The sequence below is a fragment of the Brevibacillus sp. SYP-B805 genome, assembly GCF_011059135.1.
In the GTDB taxonomy this organism is placed as follows: Bacteria; Bacillota; Bacilli; order Brevibacillales; family Brevibacillaceae; genus Brevibacillus_F.
The window spans coordinates 57,446-69,334 of sequence record NZ_JAALGD010000007.1 but is presented as its reverse complement, the minus strand read 5'-3'; the positions used below and the strand labels follow the sequence as shown (position 1 = coordinate 69,334).

General features: G+C 50.3%; 5 protein-coding genes. 2 read left to right on the top strand and 3 right to left on the bottom strand.

The genetic code is table 11. The features are described 5' to 3' along the window. Positions 1–108: 108 nt before the first annotated feature. Both G3578_RS10550 and G3578_RS10545 read right to left on the bottom strand, forming a co-directional pair. On the bottom strand, positions 109–3,534 hold the full coding sequence (locus G3578_RS10550) for an S-layer homology domain-containing protein (protein ID WP_241254567.1): 3,426 nt from the start codon (positions 3,532–3,534) through the stop codon (positions 109–111). A gap of 345 nt (positions 3,535–3,879) precedes the next feature. Further along, positions 3,880–5,043, bottom strand: coding sequence for a TolC family protein (locus G3578_RS10545; RefSeq protein WP_165212400.1), 1,164 nt, complete (start codon positions 5,041–5,043; stop codon positions 3,880–3,882). Positions 5,044–5,278: 235 nt separating this feature from the next. On the opposite strand from G3578_RS10545, the gene G3578_RS10540 reads away from it, so the two are divergent. Both G3578_RS10540 and G3578_RS10535 read left to right on the top strand, forming a co-directional pair. Further along, entirely contained in the window at positions 5,279–5,932 is a 654-nt protein-coding gene (locus tag G3578_RS10540; RefSeq protein ID WP_165212626.1) for a YigZ family protein, read from the top strand. 83 nt (positions 5,933–6,015) lie between these two features. Continuing rightward, a complete protein-coding gene (locus G3578_RS10535; protein ID WP_165212290.1) occupies positions 6,016–6,612 on the top strand; it encodes a hypothetical protein in 597 nt (198 codons plus the stop codon). 31 nt (positions 6,613–6,643) lie between these two features. On the opposite strand, the gene G3578_RS10530 is transcribed toward G3578_RS10535, so the two are convergent. Further along, complete coding sequence (locus tag G3578_RS10530) at positions 6,644–11,854, bottom strand: Ig-like domain-containing protein (protein ID WP_165212398.1); 5,211 nt, start codon at positions 11,852–11,854, stop codon at positions 6,644–6,646. Positions 11,855–11,889: the final 35 nt, after the last annotated feature.

Genomic DNA, 11,889 nt, shown 5'->3' with positions numbered 1-11,889 from the left:
TGTTCAGAGGACTTACATTTATGTAGGAGTTCAGAGGGCCAGAAGAAGCCCTCTGAACCCGCTATATCATCAATCCCCTGAACTTGTTATACTATCGGAGCTTGTAGCTTATTCCGGGAAGGTCAGGTCATAGGTTTGAACGTCGCCTTCAACCGGAGTGATGATCAGTTTACCTTCCGTTACATCGACGTTTTGCAAGCTCTTTCTGAAGGTAACTTTGCCATCTGCTACAGTTGCCGGGTAGGTTTCACCGTCGAGTTCAACCTCAACGCTCTCGATGTCAGCCTCATCTACACCCTCAGCCAGGTCAGCTTTTACATCGTAGGTGAATACACCAGCGATACCGAATCTGCCAGTGTCGATGGAATCCTCATCGATAAAAGGCTTATCTTCAACCGGCGGTTTCGGTTCAACATTCAGATCATCGTTTTGCTTGTAGAAGTTGCCGATCGGGAGAACACCGTCGCTATCAACTTCATCATAGCCTTCTTCTTTGACTTCTTTCTCATCGGTTGCGATGAGGACGTAGTCAAATTTCGCGCCGTCGTCGTCGGTCTCAATCAGCACGACATAGTCGCCTTCGTTTACACCGTCTTCTTGTTCGAAGTCAGTGTTGAAGAAGATGGTATTGCTGTTGGTGGTGTACTTCTTGCGGATGACAGACCCTTTGTCGTCTTTCACGAATTCGCCGTTTTCATCGCGCAGTTTGTAGTAGATGTCGTCGCCATCCACTTCGTCAACCACTGCAGTTGTTACGCGCTGAAGAGATGCGTCATCCAGCAGTTGGTCGTAGTCATCGTCGCTCGGGTCGAGGGAGTCGAGTGCGGTCGGATCGTCACCAGCACCATCAACCACTTTCACGACATCGTCGATGATGACTTGATCTTCGGAGTTCAGACGGAACGCAATGAAGTCAAAGCGCTTGAACTTGTCGAGTGCGTCTTCAGCGTCGCCATCCAGCTTGTATTCTTTCTCCTTCAACTCGGTACCATCTTTTTCCAAGAGAGTAACGGTGTCATTCGTATTGGATACGGATTTTACGTAACCATAGTGAGTATCGTCAGCTACTGCGCCGCCATCCACCACGAAGACGAATTCCACTTCATCGTCATCGTTGATGGTGTAGAATACGGTCTTGTCATCGTCGTCAGCCAGCTTTTTGAAGTCGGCTGTACGAGCATCTTTCAGCTCAACACGCTTACCGCTCGTGATCTCACCGGTCATATCCCAAACAACGGTGTCGGAAGTGACGTCATAAGATTCATTGCGGCCGTTGCCATCGAGGTCAACGTTGATGGTAGCGTCATCCTCGTCAGCTGCATCGTCCCAATCTTGGCCTTGCAGTTCGTGCAGATCACCCAACTCAACGATTTTCGCTTTTTGTGCTTTGCCGTCTTTGTCAAGAGTGATTTCCACAACCATCAGGTCTTCTTTGTTCGGAACGAACAGTTCTTCTACCTGGTCGTCGGTCAGCTCGTTGCCGTCTGCATCCTCGATGTCATCAGCTTCCAAGCTTACGTTAATTTTCTTGCCTTTTTCGCTGAGAACTGTGAAGTTCCACTTGTCATCGGTGGAGTCGTAAGAAGCAGATTTCGTCACGATGGCATTGAACTTGCGATCTGTTACATCGTCTTTGGTTTCAACGTGACGTACACGACCGGATGGATCGAGGTACAGTTTCACATCTTCGCCGTCGAGGTCGCGGATTTCGTCAACGGTGATCTTGTCAACGGTTTTGTTGCCGTCTTCGGAGTAGGATGCCGTAGCCGTAGCGGAAGTACGCACACGGTAGAGCGTGTCACCGATCTTCAGACGGTTGTCGCCGTTGGAACGAATTTCAACCTTGTCTACTTTGCCTTCTACCACTTGACGGGTAGCGAAGATGAGCGGCTTGTCATCGTCACCATCCGCGTAGTAGACGGCGTAAACATCCAGCGGTTTCAGGTCAGCCAGTTTGGCAGGCTTGCCATCGATGAATACCAGGAAATCTTTGCCTTCTTCCTTGTCGCTCAGATCGAAGGTGCCGCTTTCCAGGTTGGTGATTTTCTTCTTGTTGGTATCGACTTTCTCGATAACTTCGGAACCGTATTTCACACCTTCGTTGTTTTGATCGAAGGAAACGTCGTCAACTACACTGATGTAGGAGATTTCGCCATTTTCGTTCAGCACAACTTTTACAGAGAACGGATAGCCGAAGTTGTTGCGATCGAATTTGTCATAGATCGCTTTCAGACCTTTGGCAGCGCCGTCGCCCGTGCCATAACGCTTGAAGTTGTAAGTTACGGCAACGTTGTCGGCAAATTTGTAGGTTTTGCCGGTGCCATCGAGAACGATTTCCAGTTCCTTGATATCGTCTTTGCCTTTGATCTTGCTGCCGTCTGCTGCGAATTTGCCATCGTAGTACACATCGGAGAGACGGTCGTTGATGACATCTTCATCTTCGGAAGCTTCCATCCATACGATGGTGTCTTCTTTGCCGTCCTTGATCCATACTTGTACGTGTTGGCCGGCGAATGCGTTCGGATCGATGCCGTCAGCCACATGGAATTTCACGGCTTTGCCGCTGGCGATACCGGTACCTTCCAGGTCGGCTCTGCTTACGTTGAGTTCTACTTCGTTGGCATCCATGTCGCCCAGTGCGATTACCGGTACGTTGGATACGAACGGCAGATCGTTGGAATCGTTGTCGTCAGAGTTCGCCCAGTCCATATCGCGAACTTGAACGTCGAGGTACTCCGTCAGCAGCGTTTTGTTTTTCGCTACTTCGTAACGGACGTCCGTACCGTATTCGATTTGCTTCATCAGGTCAACGCGCAGCGCGTTATCGAGCATCAAGAAGATGTCGCCACGAGTAGCCGGTTTGTTCGGGTCGATTTTGACACCTTTGGAAATGCCCAGCTCAGCAGCTTTGGAGATGTAGTTGTTCGGCCATACGCCGCTTACGGAACCTGGAACGTCGTAACCGAGAGCACGGATGATCATTGCCACGGATTCCGCATAAGTAACGTTGTTGGCAGGTTTGAAAGATTTGTCGGTGTAACCTTTTACGATGTCTTGGCCAGCTGCTACGTTCACGTAACCAGCGAACCAGTCAGACGGTTTCACGTCCGTGAAGTTGGCTTGGAATTGAGCCAGTTTTGCGCCTTCTTCCAGGCCGCGTGCACGTACGACGAGCGTAGCGAACTCAGCGCGGTTGATCGCTCTGTCCACACCGAATTCACCGTTGCCATAGCCTGCTACCAGGCCCAGAGCTTGGAGACGTTTTACCACTTTCTCCAGAGCCGGATCAATTTTCGGTGCTTCAGTGGTTTGAGTTGCTTCCGTTTGGGTTGCTTCCGTTTGGGTTGTTCCCGATTGCGGTGCTTCTTCAGCGCCTACAACTGCAGGAACAAAGGATGCTGCAAGGGCACTTGCCAATACGCTGTTAACAACCTTTTTCATAACTTTCGGTTCTCCTCCTCTAGTATAAACAAATTGTTCTTGGGGAATATTGCTCTTGCGTATATCTTTCTTTTTAAAGCCCGAATCCTGCAAGCGCGTTTCACCTCCTTTCGCAGGACCGTGAATTTTTGAAACACGAAGGATCGGTAAAGAATTCCGTATTGTGTAAAATGCCACAATCATTAGTGTATCATAGAAGCTCATATTCGTGAATCATTTTTACACAATTCCCCGGCATTGCCGTGACATTCTATTAAACGCTTCACCCAAAGAAAAGTTGCGGTGCCTTCCAAAAAAGTTTTAAAAAATTTTTGGGCGGCTCCCGGCGCTCCGCTGCGTTCCGCACCGGCTCCACACCTTGTATTATAGGGGGTGGTCAAGGGAATGTCATCGACTACCTTTTGCCAAATTCGCGAAAAAACTGCTGAATTTGCCAGACTATTCACCCAAAGCTGTTTCGAAGTTGACCACTGCCAGATTATAGCTGTGCACCGCTTCCTGGTATTGATTCTCCCGGTCAGACAGCTCTTCCTCCGCCTGGATCACTTCCAGCGTGGTGGCAAGTCCGTTCTGAAAACGCAGATTGGTCAAACGGTAGCTCTCGGCGGCTGCCTCTTTCGCTTTCTGCGTGAATTCCACATTCAGCTTGGCAGCGTTCAGATTATAGTAAGCTTGCGCCACTTCCATGGAGATGGCGCGTTTTTGGTCCTCAATCGCCAACTTCGCCTTTTCGATGTTGTTGCGGCTCATCTGTCCCTGATACGTGGAGAGCGCGGAGTACTTGGAAATGAGATCGCGGTTCAGCTCCGCCAATTTCAGTTCTTCGTTTCGCTGCACCATTTCCGTGCGCTGCGCCAACGCCTTGCTGACAGCTTCCTCCAGGGTCATCTCCGGCGCCTTCACCTGCCTGTTGGCATCGGACAAGATCCATTCGGACTGCAGATCGACACCCAGGAAGTCGTTCAGTTTCATGCGGCTGATCGCCACATTGTTCTGCGCGACAGCCAGTGCGGCTTGCGCACCGGACACGCCCATCTCCGCCTGCAGGATGTCGGTCTTCGCCTTGGTCCCCACATCAAATGCGGCCTGCGCTACTTTCAGCTGGGTTTCCGCCCGTTTCAGGCTTTGCTTTTTCAGTTCCAGTTCCGCCTGGGCGTGCAGGAGATCGTAAAAGACGCTCTGTGCACCCAACTTGGTTTTGTTTTCTGCCGCTTTGACGGCCAGGGCATTCAGCTTCTTCGTCACCTGGGCTCTCGCTTCGGACTCGTATTTGTTCTGGGCCGCGCTCAATGATTCGATCGCGCTGGCCGGGATATCGTTGGCGCTGGCCACCACCAGGCGGGCGTTGATATCCGCATTGTTGGCATCAATCCGCAGCTTTTGCAGATCGCTGTTGGTTTTCAGCGCCTGTTCGATGGCGGCTTCAATGGTTAGCGGCTGCGCTTTGGCCGCTGTCTGTTCGGCTGGCTGGGCCGCCTGCGGGGTCTGCTGTCCGCTGCCAGCCGGGGGATTGTCTGCCGCCAGGGCACTGTCCGTCGTCGCCAGCATCAGCGCCGCCAGGGCGAGCGCAGTCCATTTCTGATTGGAATACGGAATCTTCATCTCGCATACACTCCTTTTTTCCTATTGCCAGATATCGGATGGTAATCGTTTTCCATAAAGACTATACCATAGTTGTGAAAAATTTGCTTTTGTATTCGGGTTTTTCGGTCTCCCGATGGATCACTTCCTCCTGTTCGAGCCTGAGGCTGCGCTGTTCTTCTTCCGTTCCATCTCTGGTAAATACGCAGGAAACAGGCCAAAATTTCATGGTATGCTGTTGGGTGAGGTGATGACATTGCTTACGCAGTACAAAACAGTGGCCGGATACGGCGAAGCGGAGATTGTGATTGAGCGCTCCCGTTTCATTGGATATGCGCAGCGGGTGACTACGGAAGAAGAGGCTGCCGCTTTCATTGCAGCCATCAAAAAGAAGCATTGGGATGCTACCCATAACTGTTCCGCCTTTGTGATCGGGGAACATGACCAAATCCAGCGTTCCAGCGATGACGGGGAACCGAGCGGAACGGCGGGGAAGCCGATTCTGGAGTGCATCAAAAAGAACGGGTGTAAGGATACGGCTGTGGTGGTCACCCGTTATTTCGGGGGGATCAAGCTGGGGGCAGGCGGGCTGGTCCGGGCGTATACGGCCGGAACCGTGGCGGCGCTGAAGGCAGCCGGGATCGTCGCGCACGTTTTGCATCAGGCGATCGCGGTGAGCGTGGATTACACCTGGTGGGGCAAGGTGGAGAATGAACTGCGGATCGGAAGGCAGCGAGTCGTGGATACCGTGTTTACCGACAAGGTGACCGTGCATGTGCTGATTCCCGCCGGAGAGGAGGAAGCGTTTGTCGCCGGAATGGTGGATTTGACCAACGGCCAGGCCGAGATCGTGCGCGGGGAGAGGAAGTATGTGGAGGTGCCGATTGAGGCTGTTGGCGATGAGGGGTAGAACAGAAAACTTAACTTGAGGGGTGGGTTGTCCTTCGATACGATTATGGTATGGGTAATTCATGATCAGGAGGAGGCTGGCGCGTGGGGAAGACTCTTGATGATGTGTTTGGTTTATTGGAGCAGGTTGTATTGCGGTTGGACAGGATTGAGGAGAGGCTGGATCGTGTCGAGGCGAGACTCGATCGGGTTGAGGAGAGGTTAGATCGTGTCGAAGCGAGACTTGACCGGGTTGAGGAGAGGTTAGATCGTGTCGAAGCGAGACTTGACCGGGTTGAGGAGAGGTTGGATCAGCATGATAAGCAGTTTACACTGATCAACGAGAAGCTCGACAGGCATGAGAAGCAATTTGCTCAGATTAACGAGAAACTCGACAGGCATGAGAAGCAAATTGACGTCCACGCGCAGAAGTTGAATAGTCTGGAAGCGATGTACACGCAGCTGGTCACCATGCTAGGGCAGCAGAATACGCTGCTCCATGAGATGAACGAACGCATGGAGCAGCGGTTCGACCGGATCGAAGCGGAGCTGGCCGAATTGAAGGAGATGGGCGAGTTCACGTGGAAACGCGTTGACTTTCTGGAACGGAAGGTTTCACTCCATGAACGGGATCTGTTTATTTTAAAGGAGCATTCCGGGCTCTTTCGAGCGGAGATGAAAAAAGAAGCTGGAGAGGATTGATCTCTCCAGCTTCTTTTGTTTTGGGCGGTTATTACTTCGGAAGTTTTTTGAGCTGCTGCATAATCCTTATCGTAATGACAGCCATTTCGGCGCGGGTCAGGTCGCCTTTTGGATTAAAACGATAGGTCGGCTTCTTGGCTGTTGGATCATTCGCTTCCCCGTTCATGATTTTCGCTTTGCTCACCGCAAGCACAGAAGAAGCCGCATAATATCCCGTAAGCTGAGCGTCAGTGTACAGCTTGCCTAATGCCAATTGCGCTGCCTCCGGAGTGCTCAACTTGAGGTTGAGTGCACGCGCGATGATGATCGCAGCTTCTTCCCGTGTCAGCGGATCATCCGGGAAGAACGCACGTGTTTCTTTTCCCCGAATAATGCCCGCACGAGCGGCTGTTTCAATATATTTGTACTGATAATCCCAGTCATCATCGCTGGGACGGACATCCGTAAAGGTAGGTTCAACAGGATCCTTTTCATTGCTGTCATTATATGGCCCGGCATTGATCGGTAAATCAAGCGCCTTGACAATCATCGTCGCAAATTCACCGCGACTGATTTTCAATTCGCTTCCAAAGCCGTCGCCTGGCGCATCGTTCATTATTCCCTTGGCATACAACGTTTCGATAGCGTCACGGGCAAATGGATGGTTGATGACATCCGAGAATGTTTCACGCTGCTTCATTACCATGTAATAACCAAAGCCCTTGAACGGAACCGTTATCGTCTTTTTGGATGTGTTGACCACACCGCCAATATTGGTCCATTCATCGCCGTTATTGTAGAAAACAGTAAGAATATTGTTGGCGGCATTGACGATGGAAGGATCATATTTAATCGTTACCGTTCCGGGTTTGCTTGGAACCAGGTTGTCTCTCCAGCGCTTGATGAATGGTTCCATCCTTACATTGTTCACAGTCCCATCAAAATACGGGTCACGGCCGCCCGGCTGACGATCTTCGTCACCCTCCCCACTGCCTGGCTTTGAATTGCCTGCATCTACATAATATAGCGGGCTGGCGTAGTTAAACTCCGATGAGATTCTCAGGATATCTTCCATATCGTCTTTCAGCTCATCGTCATCCAATGTAACGCGCCCGTTTGTACGGTCTGCAATTCCGAAATACAACGGAACGTCCGTAAAAATGTCTGTCGCAGGGGGGTTAATTTCCGAACCTGCCCGATTGTTTGAGGGCGCCAGCAGTACCGTTCCGGACGGGAACTTCAGCTCAAATGCCTTTTCAAACACGCTGAACGAAACCTTCTTGCCCAGAATGTCCCTGCTCTCCGCACCGCTTACTGCCGAGTTGGCATTGTAGATCTGGATCTCGTCATTATAGCTGTTCGATCCAAATACCACCGTAAATTTGATTTTGTTCAAGCCAGGTTTCAGAGCGACATTTGCTTCAAATACATAATAGGTTTCCGGCACCAGCTTACCCGTATCTTCGTCGTACTTGAAGTCGGGATCGGTGGTGTTATACGCAACCGCCTCAGTTTTTCCAAACATCACCTTCGTTGCTTTTTCGGCAAAAATTTTAATCGGAACCGAGTTGGTGTTCACCATGATATAAGGAGCTCCGTCCTGTTTCTTCGGTGAAATGACGGTCCATGCCTGCGTGGTCTGTGCAATGCTGATCGTTTGCCGGGTTGCGACGGAACCTTGCACGATTTCAATTTCATAGCTGGTCGTTCCGCCTTTTGCAAGCGTCAGGGGGAACAGCTTCAACCTGTTTTCCAGTTCTTCGCTTTTCAGCCCCATGTCCTGATCCAGTTCCCCAACCAGCTCTTCCCCGTATTCTTTTGAATCCATATCTGCGGTGAAGCTGAACTTGTTCGTGATATTCTTCGCTTCGGAGAAGGTGCTGTTGTCAAATATCGGGCCCAAGTCAGAAGTATTGCCTTTAATGGCTTCGTCGCGCGCTTTCTTGTAGTCGGAATCGTTGCTCAGGAAATCCCAGTCACCGGATGCGTCGGTAAGCGAGTACTTCGCGATGACATTGCCGTCCTTCCTCACAGTTACGGTTGCTCCTGGATCTACATTGGCAACGTTAAACGAAAACTCGCTCAGGAACAGGGCAGATGTCTGATAAGCGGTATCGGAGGATGACTTTGTCAGCTCGACATCGTCATTTCCCTGGACAACCTTCAGTTTCACATCCTGAATCTTCGGCGTTTTCTCGGTGTTATAGATGATGCTGTAGGTGAACTTCACATTGGGGTCATCCGTAAGTTCGAAGAGCAATGTGTTGTTGCCCTGTTTGAAGTTCCAGGCGCTGCCGGTCATAAACTGGGACTTGTCAATTTCAAACGGTACAATGTTGTCTTTTGGATCCGAATCGGCAGCAAGCGTGTAGTTGACCGAACTGCCATTCAACGTCACCTTCATGTTGGAGGACGTCAGCTTGTAGTTGTAAATCTTTCCTTTAAACTTGTTATTGTCTATAACCAGATTAGACACATTCGGGTCGGTAATTTCCAACGTGCTGTCGATTACCTTCTCCTGCCCTGCCGAGGTGTAGTAAAACAGCAGCGATGGGGCCACCTGTGGCTTTAGTTTAAAGGAGATCTCTTTGTCGTTAGCTGGATTATTCGTCGTTCCTCCATCAGCTGTAAGATTTGTAAATTGTACTTTTACGGTTGTCTCGTTAGTCGGCAGTTTGAGGAATTCAATCAGTGCAACCGAATCTGCGGTTGAGTCCGCATCCAAGTTCACGTTAACTGTTTCGTCATCTGTCAATGTTAAATTATAGTCTGTACCCTTCTTTAAAGGGATCAGGCTGTTGTTGTAGTAAACCTCGTAATCGGCTGGAATCGAGGTCATATTGAACGTTTCAATTGCTACCTTGGCCGGCAGGACGCTCACAATATTGGTACTTCCGTCTGTCTTAATGGGCAGCGCAGCTGTCGGGCTGGAAACATCCGTCACCGCTCCAAAGCGCGGATCATTTGATTTTTTATAGACAAATTGGTAGCTGTAGTTGGCTACAGTTGATGTCGTTACGATGCTTGTCATCGTTGACGTATTTAGTGTTTGCGTCGCATACTTGACAACGATTGCATACCTTCCACCAGAGTTGAGATTAGGATCAGCGTCATCTACGGTTGCTTTCACGCTGTACAGCTTGTAATCGGATGGGATTGCACTGTTGGCAATTGGCTTAACGGTTACACTCGTTGGTAATACATCCGCTGCCATTGAATCATCCAGCCTGTCCAGCGTGACGGTAAAGGAATCTCTCGATTTTACATCAACAGTCGCACCATTGCTTACATTTCCAGCAGCATCGGTTGCTGTTACCGAAAGCTTGGTACCTACACTTTGCGGAGGAATCGTAACCGTATAGTTGGTTGCTCCGTCTGCTATTGCCGTTCCCAGCACGGTGGCTCCTCTTCTGACGGTAACCGTGGCCCCAACTTCTGCCGTACCTGTTATTGTAGTTTGATCATTGTAAAAAGGAGCGGGCACTGTCGGAGCGGAAGGAGCAGTTGTGTCTGACGGTACCGCGACACCAACGATCACATTCGTTCCTGAACTTTCGTTTGCAGCATCCTTCGCCGTTACAATCAGAGTGGTTCCGGCTGATTGAGCAGCGCCGATATTTACCGTATAGCTGCCATCAGCTTGCGCGATAGCGGTTGTTCCCAGCACATTGCCCGGCGCGATCGATCCTTTATAAACAGTAACGGTAGTTCCAGCTTCTGCCGTACCTTTAACTACGGTGTCGTCACTGTCAACAGCATTTACTGTAGGTGCGTCAGGTGCGGTTGTGTCACTTCCCGTTCCTGTAATAATAACAGCCGTGGCCGGTGTTACATTCCCGGCAGCATCGGATGCTGTTACCGAAATCGCTGTTCCTACTGCCTGCGGCGGAATTGTTACCGAAAAGACGCCATTTGCAGCCGCAACTGCAGAACCAAGCACGGTAGCCCCTCTTTTAACAGTCACTGTAGCGAACGGGTCTGTTGCACCGGTGACCGTCGTGGCGGTGTCCGTAATAGGAGTGGTCACATTCAGAATAGACGGAGGTGTTTTGTCAGGACCGGCAGTGACGGTTACCGCAGAAGCAGCACTGACGTTCCCGGCAGCATCCTTCGCCGTTACCAGGAGAGTGGTTCCGACCGGTTGTTTGGGGATTGTTACAGAATATTTGCCATCATTTTGCGCGGGAGTAGTTGCTCCTAGCTGGTTGGACGGCGCAATCGATCCTTTATAAACCGTAACGGCAGAACCGGCTTCTGCGATACCTGTTACTTTTGTGTCGTCGCTGTTAACAGGATTTACTGCAGGAGCATCAGGAGTTGTTGTATCCTTAACATCTGAATCAAGAATCGTAGCCCCGGGCTGCACCTTGATCAGCAGCTTACCGTTAAGCTCAAAATCTTTATCGGCGGAAGAAGTCTCAATCAAATCTATCGAGGCCGGCGGGATTTTGTCGATGTTTGTAACCGGTTCAGAAGAACCACCTGTCTTTTCTGTAATCGTTACATCATAAAACTGATCCGAAGCACCCTGCGTGCTGCTTTTCGGGACGACCAGCACATTGCGCTTGAGCAAGGCTACTTCCTTGTTCTGGCTGTAGGCATGAATGTCTAACTGGTTCAACCCGATCTGGGTTTCCAGATCAACGGAAAAACTGCCGGACACGTTCACGTCATCGCTGAAGGTTTTGCCGGTCGTGTTGTTTGTCACGATGACGTTGTCCGCATTTGCCGCTTTTCCGGAAAGAGCCAGAGTAAGATTGCGCGACGAGGTAACCTCCACAATCGTCGGATCTGACTCCAGGAAAACGGAGTTCAGCTTCAGATCCGAGAACAGGGGAGTATTGTTGTACTGCACGTAAACACTGAGCAGATCCGTTGTTGTGTCTCCGTTCTTTTCGTAAAAAGAAATTTTGTTTACCCCGGGGATAAGCTGAATATCCCGGAAGGTAAACGTCCGGGTACCGGCATCAAGAGCAGGCTTTATGCTGCTGGTATCATTCGGCTGTGAACCGCTTAACGTTGTTACGCGATAGCGGAGATCGTCTCCGTTGATATCCAGGCCATAGGTACCCTGTATCGTAATAGTAGATGAATAATAGATATACGGGTTGGTCGCAGTCGTCGAACTGCTGATGCCAATCAGTGAAATCCCACCTGCAGCATGAACAACACCCGTACCAAGCGGCAGCAATGTTGTTACCAGCAGCAAGAAAGAAAGAACAGCTGGGATCCAGGACATCTTGCGGAAAATGTTTCTAGGCACTGATTTCACCTCTCCTAAAAATATGTCTGAAACTT

Bases quoted from the DNA above. Each gene is read 5' to 3' on its own strand.
- G3578_RS10545 (WP_165212400.1), bottom strand. From the start codon at position 5,043: ATGAAGATTCCGTATTCCAATCAGAAATGGACTGCGCTCGCCCTGGCG.